The sequence below is a fragment of the Methanosarcina siciliae T4/M genome, assembly GCF_000970085.1.
Classification (GTDB): domain Archaea; phylum Halobacteriota; class Methanosarcinia; order Methanosarcinales; family Methanosarcinaceae; genus Methanosarcina; species Methanosarcina siciliae.
Genome location: NZ_CP009506.1, coordinates 2,461,849 through 2,482,187, shown reverse-complemented (window position 1 = coordinate 2,482,187; position 20,339 = coordinate 2,461,849). Strand labels below are relative to the sequence as shown.

Genomic DNA, 20,339 nt, shown 5'->3' with positions numbered 1-20,339 from the left:
AAAACCAGTAATATTTTTTTATTTATTTAAGTCTGTTTCACCCTGGAAGAGAGGTTGGAAGAGAAGGAGAGAAACGAGAATTTCTCTCTCCATTCCTTAGCTGTTTCCAGCCTTAACTGTTTCCAGCCTTAGCTGTTTCCACGCCTTAGTTCTCTCTCTGCCGTATTTTTTACAGGACTCCTGCCTGCTCAGGTATTGCTAAGTCCTGTCTGACTTTTTTTCATGATCCCCTGTAATTTCACAAAAATATCCAGCTTTTTTCCCCTGTGGCTGTCCATCAGGACTATCAGGGGCGGGAAGATAACGAAAGTCACAATCATTGCCAGGAGGACATCTATGACCGTTACCAGCCCGAAGCTGCTAATCATCGGGAACGGCGAAGCGATCAGGGCTGAAAACCCGAATACGGTTGTGGCCCCCGAGGCAATCAGGGCTGTACCCGTAGTAGACGTAGCCTGATTGATGGCTTCCAGAGGGCTCATGCCTGCATCCCTTTCCTCAAAGTAGCGCTCCATCATAAGAATCGAATACTCGGACCCGACTCCCAGGATCAGAGCACCCATAACTGCAGTCATGGGGTTATATGCAATATCCAGGGCAGTCATAACAAGACTTGACCAGCCGATAACGACCAGCATCGGGATAATCGGGGAAAGAGCCTTTACAATATCCCGGTAAACAACCAGGAGTCCGATAAGAACCAGGAAAACTCCGAGTAGAGTCATCATACTTCGACCAGTTGTAAGTCCGGAAAGCATGTCAATGATAACTACCGAGTTACCCGTTATTGTAACCGTGACGCCGGGCGGCGGTTGCATCCACTGGATGTCTTCCAGAACAATGTCCCGAAGTTCTTTTATGCCTGTAATTTCGAGGTCTGCCATAGCGTTTCCGATATTCAGGTCGATATGAAGCAGCTGGCCTCCTTCGATGTATCCCCCCTTCTGGCTTTCGGGGATTTCATCGTATATTGCCTGTATTTCCTCAGAGGTATCGGGAATTGTCCCCCCATTTTGTTCTTTTACCAGGTCCACTATGCTTGTGGCACTGTAAACATGCCCTCTGTTTGCAACTTCGTGCTGGGAGAACTCATCTATCCACTCCAGAAGTTCCGGATCACTTGCGTCATCGACTTTAACGATAACATTCAGGTGGTCTCCAGACCCCGAAAAGATACTCTGCATGTTTTTGTAGTTAATGAGAGAAGGCATGTCCTGCGGAATCATAGAATTAGTATCGGTCTGGACGGGGATTGACTGGTCGACATAGAGCCCGGCACAGCAGGTCACAAGGGCAACTACAAGAATTAAGGTAGAATATTTAATGGTATAACCAGTGACTTTTTTCAGGATTCTTTCTATTGCTCCGGGTTCATGCATGGGAATATCGCCTGCACAAAGTGAATTTTCAAGGTTGCTTTGGAGCCCATTTTCACCATTTTGACCTGCTTTACCTTCTTTGTTCTTCTTTTTTCTGAACAGTCCAAACGGGTTTTTCCGGGCAATCCAGTCAAAACTATAGAGAGTTACCAGCCCGAAAAAGAGCGAGGAAAGGTAGCACATGATCACGCCTATGAGCAGAAGTTTTCCAAAGTCCTGGATCATGGGGACAACTGAAGTAAAAAGCGAGACAAAACCAAGTGCTGTCATTGCCAGAGCGACCATTACGGCAGGTGCGGTGTTCTTGACCGTAGATACAAGGGCCTGTGAAGAAGTTTTTCCGCAGTGAATTTCCTCTTCCATCCGGTTATGGAACTGAATGGAATAATCAATCCCAATCCCGATAAGTATCGGAAAAGCCGCCATGGAAACCATGGTCATGGGCACGCCTAGATATCCCATTATCCCGAAAGTAAAAAAGACTCCAAGCAGCACAACAGGAAGTGGGAGCAGCCTCCATCTGACGTGCTTAAACACCAGGAGAAGGACGACTACCATCAGGATACCTGCAATTCCTATCAGCTCGCCCATACTGGCTCCCATTTCACTTTCAATGTCAAGCCTCAGGGAAGGGCTGCCTGTAACAGTCAGTTTATAGCCTGGAGGAAAATCAGCTTCTTCTAACCCTATTTCAATATTATTGATAATGTCTTCCTTCTGCTGGTCAGTACTGCTCCCTTCGATCTGGATAACTATTAGCGTGTGGGTATCATCAAGTACAAGATCCTCAAAATATTCAGGGTAGCTTTCAATAAGCTCCCGGACTTCCCGATCCGAATCCGGGATTTTTGACCTGCCGGACTCAGCATAGTTAATTTGCTTCATTATGGATGCAGCACTTGAAACCTTTGTGACTCCCGGGACCAGCAGAGCCTGCTGTCCCAGTCTGTCGGCAGCTTTCACGACGTCCTCGGTTTTCACATCGCTTCCTTCAACCATCACAATGACGCTCTCAGTACTGAAAGTTTTCAGAAAGAGGTGGTCATAGTCCTTGTAGAGCTGCGAATCCTTTGATACCTGAGTCTCAGTTCCGGATGCCATTTCTATATACTGGGCACCCTGCAGGGATAGCAGAATCAGTAAAAGTACGCCAGCCAGTATGACGGCACGGTTGTTAAGAATAAAAGTCCCAATTTTTTCAAAGAGGTTTTTAATAAAGAATCCTCCTAAGGAGACATTGTTTTTCAGTAAGGATTGTTTTTCAGTAAGGATTGTTTTTCAGTAAGGATTGTTTTTTAGTCAAATTTATTTTTTAGTCAAGTTATTACAATGAGGGTTGTTTTTTAGTCAAATTTTTCCAACAACTTCATTTTTCAGCCACTGAATTTCTCAACCATTTTGTTTTCCAACCACTTTGGTTTTCATTCAGTATTTCTGCGGTATGATTTCAGAACGAATATCACCATAGAAGTGCCTCATAGTCGGATCACCATAGAAGTGCCTCATAGTCGGATCACCATAGAAGTGCCTCATAGTCGGATCACCATAGAAATGCCTCATAGTCGGATTTTGGCGTAAAAATATCCAGAACAGCACCGGAAAATTGCCCTGAGACTTTTTAGCACTCCATTCCGAGTTCCATAGATTCTCCGGAACTGAGGACTTTCCCTTCAGGGCTAGGGTTCAAAGCATGGAGCCGACAGAAAGTCTCGTTCAGAGAGAGCAAAAAGTCATTTCTGATCCTCGTGATGAGGTCTTCCGGACGTATGCAGCTGAAACGAATAGGATCCCCTTCAATTATCTGTACGTATCCTTTCTCTTCCATTCCCCTCAGGACTTTGTACACCTTGGGTCTGGGAACCCTGCTCGTTTCATAGATTTCCCTTGCCGTTGCCATATTAATACAGACAAGGGTAGCATAGATCTTGGCTTCGTTTTCGGTAAAGCCAAGTTTCTGCAGGTTATTGATAAGTTTCCGGGCCATGTCTTTCCTCCATGAAAGAAGCTAAATACGAAATTTCGGCATCAATACATTTATAAATTTTTTAGTAGATTTTTAATTTTAAGATTTTTTAAACATTTATGTCCTGATTTCAAAGTTTCCTGTCTCCTATCTTATTTTCTGCTTGTTATTGCAGAATCGATTTTTCTCAGGACTCGCAACATTGTTTCAAGGCTCTTTTCAAAATCCCTGAAATCTTGCTCTTCACCCAGGCCCAGAATCTCGGCAGCTATTTCCTCAGTGATTTCATTCAGGAACTCATAGCACCTCTCGCCTTTTTCAGTTAAGGAAACGAGGACCTTTCTCCGATCTGCAGGATCGTTTTTTCTCCGGACAAAGCCTTTCTCTTCCAGGGAATCCACCATTCTCGAAAGACTGCTCCGGTCCATACCCGTATAAGTCCCGATGGTAGAGGGCATAATTTCCTTTACCAGTCCTATTAGCATGATAACGAGAGGCTGGTTTTTGTTAAGTTCCTTGATTTCGGCATTTTGAGAGGCAGCCATTTTGCGGAAAAACCGATCTTCAAATAGTTTAGTGTAAAGTGCCCGGAATTCAAGGTTCATCAACCTTACTTTTCTACCGCATTCAGAGTCCATGTTTCCTCCAGGGAGTTACAAGACAGTAATAGTTGATATTTCAATTGATGAAATTCCAATTGTTGAGATAAATATAGTTAGGATACAGATTGATGTAAAATCAACAAAACTGTGCTAATCGAGAGGATATAATACTATTTAAAAATATCCATCAACAAAATTTGCTTGCGTTTTCAGGAATTTGCCCTAAAATTAGCAATTTTCCAAAAATTCGACCGCAGTTCTTTTCACTCGTTTCGCTGCGCTCAAGCAGACCCGTATAAAGGATAATTGCAGGTAAAATTTGGAGCTTCGCTTAGGAACATCATCAAAACAATGGTAAAATAAAGAGATGCAGGAGAGTAGTTTTCTCTGAAAAACAATGAATACGTGAAAAGAACCCAAAAACAAAAGCAAGGAATCTGCTGGATCGGTTTATAGAACACAAAGAAAAGATCCTGAGATTCCTGACAGATTTGAAAGTTCCGTTTGAGAATAATCAAGCAGAAAGAGATATCAGGATGATGAAACTGCAGCAGAAAATATCAGGAATTTTTAGAACAACACAGGGAGCGCAAGCTTTCTGCAGAATTAGGGCGTACATTTCTACAAATAATTACAGGCTAACAAATACAGAAAAACGGTTTGGAGAATACGAAACAAACTGTTTGACGATTACGAAACAAAAAGTTTGTAAAGACACAAAAAGTTTGGCGAAACCTTGTATAAATTTCTTCAAAAATATCTTATGTTTTTCGTCTTTTACCTTTAAATAGGTTTGATGTATAATTATATTTTACATTTAGAATTGCCAGATGGCGATTTGAAATGTATTTGCTTTGTATTGAAAATATACAGCGCAGAATATTTTGGGATTGAGTAGTTTGTGACAGAGTAGTTTGAAAGACAGACTTCTGTTAGCATAATTTAGGGGAAAATTGGTTAGCAGGCAGGATTTGTAATTGAATCTCGGACTGGAAAGTGTAGACTCTGTTAGATTCCATTTAGATTCTGCTAGAACGTTATTCAGGTTGTTCAGAGACCTTTCATTTTATGTTCAGATCTATCTGGATTCCGTTCGGATTCTATTCAGGTCTATTCAGATATTCTGATCTACTCGGGTTCTATTCCGATTCAGGAGCAAATTCTGCAAAACAGCTGATTGTAAAGAGGGTAGATAATATGGCTAAAGACTTGTACAAGTTACCACCATTGAAATACGGATACGCAGACCTTGAACCGTACATTTCCGAAGAACAGCTGCGCATACACCACGACAAACACCATCAGGGTTATGTGAACAACACTAACGCCCTTCTGGAAATGATGGACAAAGCCAGAAAAGACGGCACGGATTTTGACTATAAGGCAACTGCAAAAGCTCTGTCTTTCAATCTGAGCGGGCATGTCCTTCACGACTTCTTCTGGTGGGAGATGACTCCTGCAAGCAATGCCAGCAAGGAACCTGTCGGCGAATTTGCTGAAGCAATTAAGGAAGATTTCGGAAGTTTTGAAAGATTTAAAAAAGAATTTTCCAAGGTAGCATCAAGTGTCGAAGGTTCCGGCTGGGCAGCCTTAACTTTCTGCAATGACACCAAAAGGCTCGGGATCGTACAGATAGAAAAGCATAATGTAAACCTGGTCCCTGATTTCCCGATCATTATGGACCTGGATGTCTGGGAGCACGCCTACTACATTGATTACAAGAATGATAGGGGCAAATTCATAGAAGGGTTCTGGAACATAATCGACTGGGAAGAACTAGACAAGTACTTCAAAAAGATTCAGAAATAAATCGGGAAGATATTTTTCGACATAATAATCGGAAAATTATTTTTCAGCATAATTCGGCATAATTATGTTGTTTAAGCATAGTTATGTTATTCCGATTACATTTTTTGGATGAAGTGTAATCGGAAACGACTCCGGTTTTTCTCAAAATGCTTTTTGCTTCCAGGGTTCACTCAAGGTTCACTCAAGGTTCACTCAAGGTTCACTCAAAATAGTTTTTATCAAGCTTCTTTTCTGCTCTTCCGTAGTGACTCTCATATACCTCGTATTCTCCGCTTTCCCTGTCAAAAACAAACCTGTAAACCGTATCAAAATAAGGCCAATTTTTAACATACGGATTTCTGGCATCGCTTAATATTACGGTTACATCCCCATCTTTTTCCGAAACCGAATATACAGGATAATCGATCGCCTGAGGCACTGAATTCCCGTATAGCCTCCCGGCTCTTTCGGCATAGGCGGAGGCATCCGGGACGTCTCCGGTCACGGTTACTTTTTCAACGTAGAAGCTTTTTTCGACTCCTGACCAGTAGCTGACTTTCAGGAGTTTATACCGGGTATCATCATACGAATATGCTGCCAGGAATTTGCCGATCGATATAGGATAGGTGTCATTGTAGCTGATCTTGGTTCCTTCTTCCCTGGAGATGCTGTCTATCAGGAGGACTTTTGCAATAGGGAATATTGTGGTCCAAACAAGGAGAATCAGGATAAAAGAAGCATAAAATTTGCCTTCATGCCTGTTTACAAAACCATGGAACCCGTTTAATACACTTAATTTTTTCAGTCCGCTTAATTTTCTGTTCAGTATATCTCTGTTTTTGAGGTTGTTTTTGTTTTTAAGGCTGTCTCTACTTTTTAGGCTCCAGCTGTCTCTGCCCTTAAAAGGCCGTCTCTTCTTGCTTTTAAAATTCCATTTAACTCCGGTTCCAAGCCTCCATTTGTCCCTGTTTTTCATATATTCCGCAGCTACTATGAAAACCGGTAGCAAGGGTATGATATTTATCACAGGGTCGAAGGGGTAAAGGGCTCTAAGGGCGGATTCATTTGTGCTGAACGGATAGAAGGGACGCATTTTTGCGATGGTAGTGTAATCCAGGAGGATGTGCAGGAAAAGTGCCTGAAACCCTCCGAATGCAAAAGCCCTGTCTTTAGTTCTGAACCAGATAAGAAGTGCGACAAGAAAAGCAAAAAAAATCGAATGCGTAAACTCCCTGTGACCCAACAAATAGAAAAGCTGGTTTCTCATCTCGTGACTTACGCTTCCGTTAATGAGCGTAAAGAGCGAGTAGCTGAAATAGTCCAGGTCAGGGATTATAGAAAGAAGAACCAGGCCAAGCCTTTTTTTTCCTTTCAAGCCCAGGGCATAGGCAAGAAGCAGACCGATTCCTATATGGGAAATTGTGTTTACCATAAATATACCGTGAATTTTTCCGTATTATTTGTGGTGTGTTTAATGAATAAGTTTTGGAAAACTATATTTCTGGAAACACTTCAGTTCTAAAGCTCTTCTGATAGAGAAGTTCTACTGCTATAGTGCTTCGCTCCTGTATATTTGGCTCTTATTATATAAATGAGAGGATAATTTATATCCGCTCTGGAAAAAAGACGAAATGGTCATCTGAACTGGATCATTCAAACCAGTTTCTGTTAAGTTCCTCTTCCGGTCCTCCCTGGACACTTGCGTAAACATGATATTCCTCATTCCTTTTGTCAAAAATAAACCTGTAAATAGAGTTGAAGTAAGCCCAGTTTTCAACATAAGGATTTCTTGCATCACTCAGGGTTACCGTTACAGAGTCATCGTCTTCAGAAACCACATAAACCGGATAGTCTATTTCCTGAGGAAGGCCGGCACTATAGAGCTTTTCAGCCTTTTCAATGTAGGCAGAAGCATCAGGAATATCTCCATTTATCAATATTTTTTCAACATATTTGCTTTTCTCGATTCCTGAAAGATAACTAACTTCCAGAACCTTGTAATGAGTAGAATTAAAAGAGTATGCAGTCAGGAACCTGCCTGTGGCTTCAGGATATGTATTCTGGTAGCTTATTTCGGCTTCTTCTGTCCAGGATATATGATTGATGAGGAAGGCTTTTGAAACCGGCATAAAAGCAAGCCAGAAGAGGAGTACAAGGATCAGGGAAGCATAGAGTTTATCGGCGTTCTTACCTATATAAACGCAAAAGTTGTCGAATCTGCCGTTTAGCCTCCCCCTGCGTTTCAAATTCCCTGCAATTACAATGAAGAGGGGCAGGAATGGAAGCAAATTTAGCAGGGGGTCATAGAAATAAACTGCCCCTATAATGGAAGAGTCTGTACTGAACGGATAAAACGGGCGCATTTTCCAGGTTGTGACATAGTCCAGATAAACATGGAGAAAAATGGACTGGAATCCCCCATAGGTAAAAATCCAGTCTCTTGTTTTTACCCAGATTAAAAGTGTAACCAGAAGTATGAAAAGAATTGAGTGCGTGAACTCCCTGTGCCCGAACAGGTAGAATAGCTGGTTCCGGGACTCATGGGACAGGCTGCTGTTGACAGCGAGGAACAACGAATACGGGATAACGTCCAGATCAGGGAGCACGGAGAGAAAAGCAACAACTTTTAGTTTCTTTCCCCTCAGGCCCAGAGCCAGCGCAATCAGCAAACCTATTCCCAGGTGAGAAAGTGTGTTTACCATAAGTCCATGTTTCGGGCAAGAACATTTTTTATTTTAATATTATGGATTTAATATATATTGCTTTTTTGAAAATCGTATTCGGAAGTTGCAAAGTTGTCTCTACTTTCAGCAATAATGTAAAGTAAAAAACAACCTGTTAAAAGATAAATTCAGAGATACTGGCAAAATTCAGAGATACAGACAATATTTATGATACTGGCAAAATATATCCCTATTATAATAAAATGGACTGAAAGGCTATTTTTATAAAAAAATGAATTGATGAGACTGATAGTGCTCTCTCAGGTCACTGGGACGAATTATTCATTGTCCCTGAATTCAGTGTCCTGTCAAAGAAATCAATCATCTCATCATATGCGTCCCGGGCAACGAAGCTTTCGGAAAGTTCTCCGTCTTGGACCATGAAACCGTGTGGTTCTCCCTGGTAAACTTTCAGTTCGAAATATTTGTCAGCGGCATCCAGCTCGGTGGCGTACCGGTAGATATCCGAGACATTGCTCGCCTGGTCGCGAGTTCCGTGGATGATAAGGATCGGGGCTTCAAGCTGGTCGGTCAGGTTTGCAGGTGCTTCCGGCCGGGTCTCAGTTCCACCTGAATACGGAAAACCATACCAGGCAACCCCTGAATTGAATTCCTCTATCTGGGGCAGGAAAAGCATGGTATACCTGCCGCCCGCACAAAAACCGGTGAGACCAATTTTTTCCGGATCAACATCATCCCTGCTCTCCAGGTAACTTACACTGTTTCTGACAAGGGCCTCCATCTCTGAATCCGGAGGCGAGCGGGAATAGGTCTGCCACTGCGGAGCAACCACAACAAACCCGTCTGCTGCCATCCCGTCCACCATCTCCTGGTATCCGGGTTCAAAGCCGTTAAAGGAGTGGATCAGCACCACTGCCGGATATTTTCCCTCTGCAGCCGGAGCAGCTGTATAACTTGGATAGGCCTGGCTCTCACCTGTGATGTTAACGGTCTCGTTCAGGATGTCAGTTGAAGTGTTTCCTGCTGCTCTGGGAACAGCCGGGACATCGGGACTGGGTTCAGGAGTATCGGGCACAGGAACTTCAGGTTCGGAATCTTCCGAACTCGTGCAGCCTGAAACGCCTATAAGGCATACTATGAGCAAAAGCAAGAGTAGTGTTTTCATGAATTTCATTTAATCCCCCTCAAACGTGCATATGCCGGAAATATCGTATTCCAGAATATTGAATTTCCGGGATTTCCAATGTTCCAGAACATCAAATTTCCGGAAATATCGAATATTATGGCAGATATTTACGATGGCTCATTATTTCCGGTATATACAGAATATATGAAAATTATATATCACCGGATATAAAACTGAAGGAACGAAATTTTCCGCGAAAGAGAAAAGCAGAAATAGACCGGAAAAACAGAAAATAACGGGAAAAACAAGAAAATAATCGGGAAACAACTCTGAAAGGAACAAATTAAAAAGATAGTTTGATAGCAGGCGCCGGCTGCAGAGCTTACATCTCGACTATCCTCTCGATCAGGTCCCTTTCGGAGCGGTAAACCCTGAACTTGGCCACTCTTCCCACTTCCAGCGTATTGAAGTCCTCCCTGCTTGCCCTGTATTCCCTTACTTCGTCTTCAACGCAGAGCCGCATTATGACAACGTACTCAATTTCCGGGTACATGGTTTTTAGTTCGGCTTCTACGGACTCGTTGATCTGGAGATTTTCACTCTCCGGGAGCAGTTCTCTGCAGGTTACGTTCTGGACCAGAACTCCTTCAGGGCCGTTCTGGAAGATAATAGTCCTCTCTTCTCCTGAAACTCCGACCACTTCTTTCTGGAGGATGAAACCGACACCTACTACCGGGGACAAATATCCCTTTACCGAGACGAAAATCATGGCGGCAAGGAAAATGATTACAGCTCTTTTTCTTCGGGTGTCGTCTATCTGGTTTGGCTTCAAGTAATCGACCTTGATGTTGCAATCTGATTAGAAAAAATATGATCACATTATTGATCTCAAAATCATAAATATTTTTTTCACATTTTTATTAATTTTCCATATATTTATTATGTGGGGTCAAATGCTAAACTTAACATAAACTTTTTACAGATTCCCCGCTTTCTGGATAGAGCCGGATACATGCCTGCCGGAAAGCATTAAGCAGGAGACAAATCCTTTGTTCCAGACCGAACCCATACTTTACCTCCAGTCCCTCGGGACCGAATGGTTTACTTTCCTCATGTTTTTGATAACTTCAATGGGGTCTGCCGCCTTTTTTGCCGGCATAATAATCATCACCACTTTCGGGATTGATTTCAGGAAGGGTTTTCTTCTGTTCCAGCTGCTGATCTGGACTGCTCTCCTTACCGAGACCTTTAAGGCATTGATCGCCTTCCCAAGGCCGGATTTTGTCGACAGCAGGGTAGTCAACCTGGAATACGGAATCAAAAATACCTCTCCCTTTAATGGAAACGGAGAAACGGGCTTTTTCAAACTGCCGGACAGGGAAATCCTTGAAGCTTTCCGCCTTCAGGACCCTCTGCCTGATTCTCCTTTCGGTTTTCCGTCGGGGCATGTTGCACTTACCACTGTGCTCTGGGGAGGGGCGTCCAGCGTCTTCAACAGCAGAAGAATCGGCAGGCTGGTTCCTGCAGCAGTGTTGCTCGTAGCTTTTTCAAGAATATACCTGGGGAGGCACTTTCTGGGTGATGTCCTTGGGGGCGCTGTCCTGGGCTTAACTATCTTTGTCGCCTTTTCGTACTTCCTCAAAAGCTCCTTGAAAGATGAATTTTTCAAAAAAGAAAACTTTGAACCTGCTTTAAGGCAGAAAAATCTCTTTTTCTACTCCGTTATGTTTGTAGTCCCCACCCTGCTTGTAGCCATGTCTCTTGTCAGCGGCGAAGTAGCGGGCTTTTTCCTTGGCGCAAACATGGCATATCTCCTCATAATACGAAAAGGACTCCCGGAAGATTCCGGAGATGCAGGACAGCGGGCTACACGGGTATTTATCGCCCTCATGCTGTTCGGGGTATCCACCCTTGTTCTTGATTTTGGATTTGCCACAGTGGAACCTGCCAGTTACTCTGGAACTAATCTCATGGAATTTTTAAAAGCCTTCATCCCTGCGCTTACCATATGGGTTTCTGCAAGTATCTGTACAAAGCTTGACCTGTACGGAAGAGAAGAAGTAATGGAAAATTCTTCGGGAATCGAAAAACAGCTAGAAGAGTAGTAAGAGCTCTGTACAAAAAGCCGAAAAAAGAATTTTGATTGAAAAAGAGACACAGAATAAGGGTATTTTTTGATATAGCTTGATTTGTTCTTTTCCGTTTGTTATTACAGCTTCTTTGATAGTTTCTTACTTTACTGTTTTTTCTCCTTCTTTTCAGTCTTTTTGGGAAATACCGCTCTCCTGTGTCGAGCGGGACAAGAACGACTCAATATAGTGAATAATGTTTTACGGTTCGAATGAAATAAAGTAATAAATCAGGAACCGGAAATACAAATTTCCCCTTTTGAGGGGATGAGATTACCGGATTCCTGATACAGAACTCACGGTGCTGAGTTTTTATTTCCTGTGCCTCAGTCCGTATGCCACTGCCAGGCCTGTAACTGCAAACCCTAACTCAAAAGCCGGAGATGATTCAGTTTCTCCTTCTTCGTCCTGAGCTGCAGATTCTCCTGTTTCCAGGTCTTCTTCATCCTGGGCTTCAAGGTCTTCTGAACCTTCCTCTCCTTCGGGCTCAAGGTCTATTATGATCTCATGTTCCGAAAACTGCGGAATATATACTGCAATTGAAGCTGTCCCATTTTCGTATTGCCTGTAGCAGAGGGGGTTGCTTCCGCCTGCAAAGAGCTCGTCGATGCTGCCAGCTTCTTCAATTACCGTTCCGTCATACCTGAGTCTCAGGCGGTCGGGATTGGTGAGGTTGATGGTTTCATTGTCTACATTTATATAGACGACTCTTCCATCTGGCAGTTCGGATTCAACATCGAGGACAATGCGGTCCTGATCTCTTTCCCTTATCTTCAGGCCAACAGGGGCATAATTTGTGACCGGAGCATAATCCGAGCCTGCCCGAAGAGCCATCTCAGCTCCGAATCTTCCGGTTGCTATTTCCCTGTTAAACACCTGATTCATGTAGGTATAATTATTACTGTATCTGTATCCGGTCTGCATCAATGAAGGCTGCATCGGACTTGCCCTGAACATTGCCACACTATCTTCGACAAGTTTGACCGTGATCTTATCGTCCGAGATTTCCGCTTCAGTCCCGTTAATATCTACATCAGGATCTTCGGCAAGGGGATTCCTGAAAAACAGGAGGTAGCCCTCAAAATTATCAGAGGTAATTTTTATCGGAACTGCATTCTCAAGTTCGCTGGAAATGTTTTCTTCCAGGCTTGCCGTTACTCCCTCTGCAAGGTTGTAAGTGACGGTTTTGTCTGCAAAAGCTCTTACCTGGAAAATTCCCATTGGGGAATCCTGAATCAGGATCTGGCTGTCAGCGCCCTGGTAAAAGGCTGTTGTTTCCGTTACCTGTTCGTCAAGGTACTCAAAGTCCGAGACATCAACCGAATCAAAGAGCAGGTTTCCGCTTACGGCAAAGTCTTCTATTGCCCCGCTTTCGTCGAAGCTAAAAGTGGTAAAGTTCCCGTAGGCAAAGCTTCCCTGCCGCATGAAATACATCCCATTACCCCTCCCGGCCCTCATGGCCTGAATGGCTTCCTGACGCATCAGGAGCCTTCCCCTCGGGTTAAGGGTTGTATTCAGTTGCTGCATGTTCATTACCATGTAACTGGCAATTTCCTGCCCTGAAACCCCATACTGCTCTTCGATCTCCAGAATGGTAAGCTGTGTATCCAGATCTTCCGGAAGCTCCAGGTCAGAGATCGCGTCTTCAACCGGAATCCCGAAGGTATCTGCGGCTTCTTCAAAGGTCATTGACCCAAAGCCATTAAACCTGCCGTCATACTGCGCAAAACCGTAACCTTGCGCCATTCCATATCCCGTTCCTGCACCTGAATTACCCATACCTGAATTGCCTCCAGGTCCCATCTGGGCATATGCCGGTAACGCGATAAGGGCGGTAAGCAAAAATGCACATAACAATGATACTTCCAGATTTTTAATCTTCATTTTCGAATCCCCCAGACATAAGTAAATCTGTTTTTTAAATTAGTAAGCACCTGAAATCCAGAAACTATCCGGAAAAAATAACCTTATATAACTATCCGGAAAAAATAACCTTATATAACTATCCGGAAAAAATAACCTTATGTAATGATTTAGCACATCTTATAATTATTTTTTCATGTAGCCCCTCAAATGCCCTGTTTGATATCTAAGAGGAATTAAAGAAGTATGTATCATTTTCTTAAAAGAATTTCCCATCCCATCTCTCAGGCTATTTACAAAAACTTTATATTGGATAATTGAACGTAGGAGAGTCAGTTTCTATCCATGTTCTGGTTCAGGGATCGTACCAAACCTTAAAGGATGTATTATGAAGATTGAAATTATATGAAGGCTGAGATCATCATGTCAAACCGAAAAGTTAACTTATAAATATACTTTTTGACAGTATAGCGCAGAATTTCATTAAGGGTTCAGGAGTACTTTCGGGGTAAATGGCCGGAAAAACAGGATAGTTATTAAAAATATTAATTTTCAATAAAAAAATAAAAATTTTATATCATTGCAAGTTAATTTATTCTGTACTCTCCTATTAAGGAATAGCTTAAATAATGCTTTTAACTATTGAGCGTATTCACAATTAACTGGAGAAACAGCATACTGATAACCGCAACCTGCTGGTTGCAACTGGTGGAAAAGACCTGATGGCCGTTTCACCTGTGGAAGAGATCTCCCACGGCAATATACCATAGAAATCTTATCAAAACAAAGAGGATGACATTCATGGACTTTGAAAAATTGAGACATGGGACCGAACTTATCAAAAGGGGCTTTGCACGGATGCAGAAGGGGGGTGTGATCATGGACGTTACAACCCCGGAACAGGCCAGGATTGCAGAAGAAGCCGGAGCAGTTGCTGTTATGGCCCTTCAAGCTGTACCTGCAGATATCCGAAAGGCTGGGGGGGTCGCCAGGATGGCAGATCCCGAAATCGTACAACAGATTATTGACACGGTCACCATCCCCGTTATGGCAAAAGCAAGGATAGGACACTTTGTCGAAGCCGAAATTCTGGAGGCCCTCGGTGTTGACATGGTGGATGAGTCAGAAGTCCTTACTCCTGCGGATCCTTTCTATCACATAGACAAAACACAGTTTACAGTGCCTTTTGTCTGTGGAGCCAGAAACCTCGGAGAAGCCCTCCGCAGGATCAACGAAGGCGCAGCCATGATCCGGACCAAAGGTGAAGCCGGAACAGGTGACGTTAGCCAGGCAGTAAAGCATATGAAGCAGATCCAGGGTGAAATCCGGGCCCTTGCAGGCAAGACCAAAGAAGAACTTATAATGGTTGCCAGGGAAATCGAAGCCCCGATCGAGCTTGTGGTCGAAACATCCAAAATGCAGCGCCTGCCTGTAGTAAACTTTGCAGCCGGAGGAGTTGCAACCCCTGCCGATGCCGCGCTTATGATGCGCCTTGGTGCGGACGGGGTTTTTGTAGGCTCAGGCATCTTTAAAGCCGAAAACCCTGAAAAGATGGCAAAAGCAGTCGTTGAAGCCGTAAATAACTACGATAACCCTGCAAAACTTGCCGAGATCTCAAAAGGCGTGGGCGCGGGCATGAAAGGCATAAGTGCTGACATGATCCCTGCCCAGGAAGCCCTTCAGGAGCGCGGTTGGTAAAATCCACAATCCCGAGTTGCGTCACCCGAATTGCGATTCGGGAGCCCGCCGTCCTTTTCACTCGCTTCGCTCGCTCAAGAGGACTAATTTACGGGTTTTTACAGACAGTTTCGCGCAAGAGGACCATAAACGGATTATAATAATTAGCTTCTTTCAAGGGGCTAAAATTCAATTTTTTAAAAACAGATTTATTCTTGCAGGTTTGTAAGAATAAAATCAATTTATTTTTTCAGGGTTTTTGATTAAAGAAATAGAGGATTAATTTCCGGAAAATGGTGTTTTTCATGAAGATAGGTGTAATCGCTATTCAGGGAGCGGTTTCCGAGCATGTTGATGCTTTGAGGAGAGCCCTTGCAGAGAGAGGGGTTGAGGCTGAGGTAGTTGAGATAAAGCATAAGGGGATTGTTCCGGAGTGCAGCGGAATTGTGATCCCCGGCGGGGAGAGCACAACGCTCTGCCGGCTGCTTGCGCGTGAGGGAATTGGAGAGGAGATTAAGGAGGCTGCTGCAAGGGGAGTTCCGGTTCTCGGGACCTGTGCGGGGCTGATCGTGCTTGCAAAGGAAGGGGACCGGCAGGTAGAAAAAACCGGGCAGGAGCTGCTCGGGATCATGGATACCAGGGTTAACAGGAACGCTTTTGGGAGACAGAGGGATTCCTTTGAGGCAGAGCTTGATGTGGTTATTCTTGACTCTCCGTTTACCGGGGTGTTCATCCGGGCTCCGGGAATCATTAGCTGCGGGCCTGGTGTGCGCGTGCTTTCCAGGCTTGAAGACATGATTATTGCTGCAGAGCAGGGAAATGTGCTGGCTCTTGCTTTCCATCCGGAATTAACCGATGATCTGCGCATCCACCAGTATTTCCTTGATAAGGTTTTGAGCTGTTAAGAGGCATTCGGAACAGGTTTGCGGTTTTGTTTCCGACAGCTAACTCCCCATTTTTTGCCTCTTTCCTTCCCGGCTCCTTTTTCTTCTATTTTGTTCTCTGTTTTTTGATGGCTTCAAAGTTATATACCCATTGCAACCATATTAATAAGGATAAATACTTTTTTGTAATCATATCTTAAATTCATACTGTTATAGGTTTTAGATGCATGCAAAACGCGGTTTAATAGTACTTCTTTTCAGGTTACTGTTTTAAAAAAATGAAAAATTGAGTGCGTTTTACTAATTTAATTTATTTTATGTGTCGATGTTGACTTTTTGTGGATATGGTTATTTTTTAAAAAAATTGATTCTAAGGCTGTCTGAGAGGCTCAGGTTTTCGGACATGTCAGTGTCTGGATTTGGCTCTGATCTCTTAACTCACTTGAAATCTGCAAACTTATCTTTAATTTCGTGGTTTTGCTGCTGTCCTTGCTTTCATAGGTTTTACGACAAAACCTATGCATGGGATATAATTAATAAAAGAAACGTTTTTAAATACAAAGTATATTGCTAAATTTAAAAAGATTCGTCTAAGGTATCATAATGTCTTCAACAGTTGATTTTTCCATGGCTACAAAATATCCTGAACTATCTAGTGTCTCGTCAATAATGAAATGTCGTAAGTGTTATATTGAATGATCTTCATAAGTATTACTTATGATTAGATATACTGTGACACTTACCGAAGATGAACGTAGATCTCTTTGTGAACTTGCTTCAAAAGGAAAACATAACTCTCAACAAGTCCTCAATGCTCTGATCTTGCTTAATTGCGATAAAAGTGAATTGAATGTTAACCATTCAACCAATGAAGAAATCTCACGTGTCCTGAATATTAGTATGAAAAAAATTGACCGTGTTAAGAAGAGATTTGTTGAAGAAGGCCTTGAAGTTGCCCTCAACGGGAAAGAAAGTGATCGCATTTATACTAAAAAAGTTGATGGTGACGCTGAAGCCCATTTAATCGCCCTTAGTTGCAGTCAACCCCCTGAAGGTTTTGCAAGGTGGTCTTTGAGATTATTAGCCGATAAGGCTGTAGAACTTGGCTATTTCGAGGATATTTCTCACGAAACAGTACGGCGTACTTTAAAAAAACGAAATCAAACCCTGGCAAAAGAAAGGATGGGTAATTCCTCCGGAACAAAACAGTAGCTTTGTTGCAAATATGGAAATGGTTCTGGATGTTTATAAACGTCCGTTTGATCCACGAAACCCTGTTGTATGTATGGACGAATCCCCAAAACAACTGATTGCAGAAACCAGGATTCCTATTTCCTGCTCACCAGGAAAGCCAGCCAGGTACGATTATGAATATGAGCGAAATGGAATGTGCAATGTATTCCTTGCCTGTGAACCGTTGACAGGGAAAAGAATGGTAAAGATTACTGAAAGAAGAACAAAGCGAGACTGGGCTTATTTCCTGGAAGAAATAGAAGTTCAACATAAAAATGCAGATAAAATTACGTTAGTAATGGACAATCTAAACACGCATATACCTGGATCTCTCTATGAAACATTTCCACCACCCAAAGCAAAGGCGCTATGGGACAGATTTGAGTTCGTGTACACACCAAAACATGGAAGCTGGTTGAACATGGCAGAGATTGAACTGAACGTACTTACAGGTCAATGTTTGAAAAGGAGAATGGATAACATCGAGCTTGTTAAGAAAGAAGTTTTGGCATGGCAAAATTACAGAAACAACAAAAATTCAAAGGTTAATTGGCAATTTACAACAGACGATGCAAGGATAAAATTGTCACGTCTTTATCCGACAATTGAGAATTGACTCGACACTAGTTTGCTCAAAAGTAGTGATATTCAGGCAAAACTTTTCAAAGAGTACAAAGATAGGCTCGACGAACTTTTAGAAGTCGAAACTTTAATTATCAACCTTAAACAGCTTGGATGTAAAGGACTTGATACAAAATTCGAAAGTGTAGATGATAATGGAAAATTTAAGTCAACAGTTTCTGAGCTAAAAGTTGCAAAACTATTACTGAGCAATAAGCATGAAGTTGAATTATTATCTGAAAAAGATACATGTTTTAAGAAAAAGAAAGGCGAGACATACAAATCTCCAGACATGATTTGCATAAACGATGATTCTAAGATATGCATAGAAGTAACTAGCCTCAAAAATAGAACAGAATTTGATGACTTTTTATCTATTCTCCGTTCTTCAGATTTGACTAATAGATGGGTTGAAGTCCCTGCCATTGGATCAAAGGAAAATTTCAAAAATCAACAAATATATGACAAAATGAAAAAAGAAAATTTTTACCCCGAACTAGAAAAAAATCCTTATATTATTGCCATCGAGATTCATGAATGGGGAATTAACAGCGAGGATATTCGTAAAATATTATATGGATCTATATGCTGTTTTTGTTCGAACACTATGGGTACTCCAGAAGAAGACTTCGAAAAATTGAAACGAAGAAACTGGGAAAATGTTAACACTGAAGTACAGGCTCGTGATTCATGGATAAAAATCCAGAAGGCAATAAGTAAAGGATGGGAATCCTTTTTGAGTAAATATTCCTTGATTCCAAATTCATCGAATAATTCATATATAGAAGAGGAGGGGATATTTGTTTTAGATAAAATGGATGATGTAAGTGCCATCTTAATACTTGACCACAGTAATAACTGTTTCTTTTATCCCAATCCTTTTTGTAGGGACGAAATAAACAGTCCAAAAATAATAAATTTCATCAATATGACTGAAGATGCTGAAGTATAAAATAAATGGTCCACTTGTAACCCCAAGTTTTTAAATTGTTTTCCTGATTCGATGAGCAATTTCCTTACAGGTTCTAACAGGTCAGGATAACATTTTTCTCTTTCGAACGTCCCATAAAGCAGCCCCCAGCTTTACCAAAAAAATTTAAATCGTTAAACATATCTTCATGCCTGCATAAATAGCTTAGATACCCACCATCCATTACAGAGCCGCCCACATAGCTGACCATATTTTTTAGAGACTTGATTGGAAGGAGTCGGTTCTCTGACTCAACTCGAACTTTTCTAAATCTACTAATAGAGGATTTAAGATTTGGAGCATCTGACGTGTTATAAATGATCAAAACCTGTGCATATCTTGATTTCGAGAGCAATTTTTATCATAATTTTTGAAACGAAAAGATCTCAAATATCTAATGGGAAGAACCTTGATATTTTAACATAAAATATCAAGATTTCTTTTTTGCGGTTAAAAACAAGATGTGCAGAGCCAATTCTAATTTGTTACCATTAACTTTGCACCTAATGACCACTTCGCTGGTACTAGTACCATGAAAACTTAATTATGGATCATCAATTTAGATCAAAACAATATCAGCTGATGGTAGTCACTAAAATGTATGTTCAACATTTGGGTTTTCACGGTACTAGGCCTACCCCCTATAGATGGGTCAACAAAAACTCGGTTTCATTTCCACAACGAGCACATGCATGACAATATAATATACAAGTTAAAATGGAAACTGCACAGATTACACCTATTAAGAAAAATATAATTTTACTTTCCATAAAATAATTACCAAATGACATAATTGATATCAAAATTAATAAATTGGACATATAATAAATAACTGTGAAATTACCAAGCCACGAATACATTTTTCTATTATGTTCTTTGAGCTCATCACCTTCTCTAAATGTAATAAAGTGGCCATCCATAAAATTGCCTGCCTTTATGAATTTAGACATGAAAAATGCAACTGTTGGAGCTGTCAAACTAAAAATGCTAATAGCCAAGAAAACTAAACTAAATGCAAGAGAGCCAATTGTAAAGTAGGGTTTATTGGCAATGACATCAATTTTATTATTTGTAAATACGAGTATGGAAATATAGAACGTAATTAAAAAGAATATAAATTTTATTAGTGAAAAAGCTCTCTCATACATCTTATTATATTCTTCAAATAGCGAAATTTCAATTTCTCTTTGTTTGTCTATCGTTGAATCAGGCATATTATTATCTAATTATAATAAAAGCTGTCCAGTTTTAAAAATTTTTCCTCAGAAAGAGGAAAAATTGCTTTTACTAAGGGTATGGCTGAATAGTTACAACAATTAAACATATCAACCAGAATTTTCGGATATCTACGCTAAATTTCTTGGTGATTTGTTCATTTTATTATTTACAGACTATGGAATTTTTATAAAAAATTATGATA

15 protein-coding genes and 1 pseudogene are annotated in these 20,339 nt (G+C 41.5%); 7 read left to right on the top strand and 9 right to left on the bottom strand.

What is annotated here, in order from left to right; all coding sequences use genetic code 11:
- Positions 1–188: 188 nt before the first annotated feature.
- From MSSIT_RS10525 to MSSIT_RS10515, 3 genes are all read right to left on the bottom strand, one after another.
- Positions 189–2,594: a hydrophobe/amphiphile efflux-3 (HAE3) family transporter gene (locus MSSIT_RS10525; RefSeq protein ID WP_048172251.1), complete on the bottom strand. Its 2,406-nt coding sequence runs from the start codon at positions 2,592–2,594 to the stop codon at positions 189–191.
- A 403-nt stretch (positions 2,595–2,997) separates the two neighbouring features.
- Positions 2,998–3,363: a TrmB family transcriptional regulator gene (locus tag MSSIT_RS10520; RefSeq protein ID WP_048172250.1), complete on the bottom strand. Its 366-nt coding sequence runs from the start codon at positions 3,361–3,363 to the stop codon at positions 2,998–3,000.
- Positions 3,364–3,494: 131 nt separating this feature from the next.
- Positions 3,495–3,980, bottom strand: a complete 486-nt coding sequence (locus MSSIT_RS10515) for a MarR family winged helix-turn-helix transcriptional regulator (protein ID WP_048172248.1) — start codon at positions 3,978–3,980, stop codon at positions 3,495–3,497.
- Between the two features lie 368 nt (positions 3,981–4,348).
- Between MSSIT_RS10515 and MSSIT_RS22020 the strand changes: the two are divergent.
- A pseudogene (locus tag MSSIT_RS22020) lies at positions 4,349–4,570 on the top strand (IS66 family transposase); the annotation flags it as partial.
- Between the two features lie 571 nt (positions 4,571–5,141).
- Positions 5,142–5,753, top strand: coding sequence for a superoxide dismutase (locus tag MSSIT_RS10510; RefSeq protein ID WP_048174683.1), 612 nt, complete (start codon positions 5,142–5,144; stop codon positions 5,751–5,753).
- Positions 5,754–5,952: 199 nt separating this feature from the next.
- Here MSSIT_RS10510 and MSSIT_RS10505 read toward each other — a convergent pair whose 3' ends face one another.
- The 4 genes from MSSIT_RS10505 to MSSIT_RS10490 form a co-directional block, all read right to left on the bottom strand.
- Entirely contained in the window at positions 5,953–7,164 is a 1,212-nt protein-coding gene (locus tag MSSIT_RS10505) for a metal-dependent hydrolase (protein WP_048172247.1), read from the bottom strand.
- Between the two features lie 217 nt (positions 7,165–7,381).
- Positions 7,382–8,434 carry a metal-dependent hydrolase gene (locus tag MSSIT_RS10500; RefSeq protein WP_048172244.1) on the bottom strand — a complete coding sequence of 351 codons (1,053 nt, stop codon included), beginning with the start codon at positions 8,432–8,434 and terminating at the stop codon, positions 7,382–7,384.
- 286 nt (positions 8,435–8,720) lie between these two features.
- On the bottom strand, positions 8,721–9,590 hold the full coding sequence (locus MSSIT_RS10495; protein WP_048172243.1) for a dienelactone hydrolase family protein: 870 nt from the start codon (positions 9,588–9,590) through the stop codon (positions 8,721–8,723).
- A gap of 334 nt (positions 9,591–9,924) precedes the next feature.
- On the bottom strand, positions 9,925–10,374 hold the full coding sequence (locus MSSIT_RS10490) for a hypothetical protein (protein WP_048172241.1): 450 nt from the start codon (positions 10,372–10,374) through the stop codon (positions 9,925–9,927).
- Between the two features lie 217 nt (positions 10,375–10,591).
- Between MSSIT_RS10490 and MSSIT_RS10485 the strand changes: the two genes are divergently transcribed.
- On the top strand, positions 10,592–11,647 hold the full coding sequence (locus MSSIT_RS10485) for a phosphatase PAP2 family protein (RefSeq protein WP_048172239.1): 1,056 nt from the start codon (positions 10,592–10,594) through the stop codon (positions 11,645–11,647).
- Between the two features lie 336 nt (positions 11,648–11,983).
- Here MSSIT_RS10485 and MSSIT_RS10480 read toward each other — a convergent pair whose 3' ends face one another.
- Positions 11,984–13,555, bottom strand: coding sequence for an MAST domain-containing protein (locus MSSIT_RS10480; RefSeq protein ID WP_048172236.1), 1,572 nt, complete (start codon positions 13,553–13,555; stop codon positions 11,984–11,986).
- A gap of 780 nt (positions 13,556–14,335) precedes the next feature.
- On the opposite strand from MSSIT_RS10480, the gene pdxS reads away from it, so the two are divergent.
- The 4 genes from pdxS to MSSIT_RS10455 all read left to right on the top strand — a co-directional run bounded on the left by pdxS (position 14,336) and on the right by MSSIT_RS10455 (position 18,901).
- Positions 14,336–15,232 (top strand): pyridoxal 5'-phosphate synthase lyase subunit PdxS, encoded by an 897-nt coding sequence (pdxS, locus tag MSSIT_RS10475; protein ID WP_048172235.1) that lies wholly within the window; start codon positions 14,336–14,338, stop codon positions 15,230–15,232.
- A 284-nt stretch (positions 15,233–15,516) separates the two neighbouring features.
- Positions 15,517–16,116 carry a pyridoxal 5'-phosphate synthase glutaminase subunit PdxT gene (gene pdxT, locus MSSIT_RS10470; protein ID WP_048172233.1) on the top strand — a complete coding sequence of 200 codons (600 nt, stop codon included), beginning with the start codon at positions 15,517–15,519 and terminating at the stop codon, positions 16,114–16,116.
- A gap of 696 nt (positions 16,117–16,812) precedes the next feature.
- Positions 16,813–17,944, top strand: a protein-coding gene (locus MSSIT_RS22015; RefSeq protein ID WP_231590511.1) for an IS630 family transposase whose coding sequence is annotated in 2 segments (ribosomal slippage) — positions 16,813–17,246 and positions 17,245–17,944 — 1,134 coding nt in all. Because the reading frame shifts where the segments join, the coding sequence is not laid out codon by codon here.
- 12 nt (positions 17,945–17,956) lie between these two features.
- Positions 17,957–18,901 carry a hypothetical protein gene (locus MSSIT_RS10455; protein WP_048172227.1) on the top strand — a complete coding sequence of 315 codons (945 nt, stop codon included), beginning with the start codon at positions 17,957–17,959 and terminating at the stop codon, positions 18,899–18,901.
- Positions 18,902–19,560: 659 nt separating this feature from the next.
- Here MSSIT_RS10455 and MSSIT_RS10450 read toward each other — a convergent pair.
- Complete coding sequence (locus MSSIT_RS10450) at positions 19,561–20,133, bottom strand: hypothetical protein (RefSeq protein WP_048172226.1); 573 nt, start codon at positions 20,131–20,133, stop codon at positions 19,561–19,563.
- Positions 20,134–20,339 lie beyond the last annotated feature (206 nt).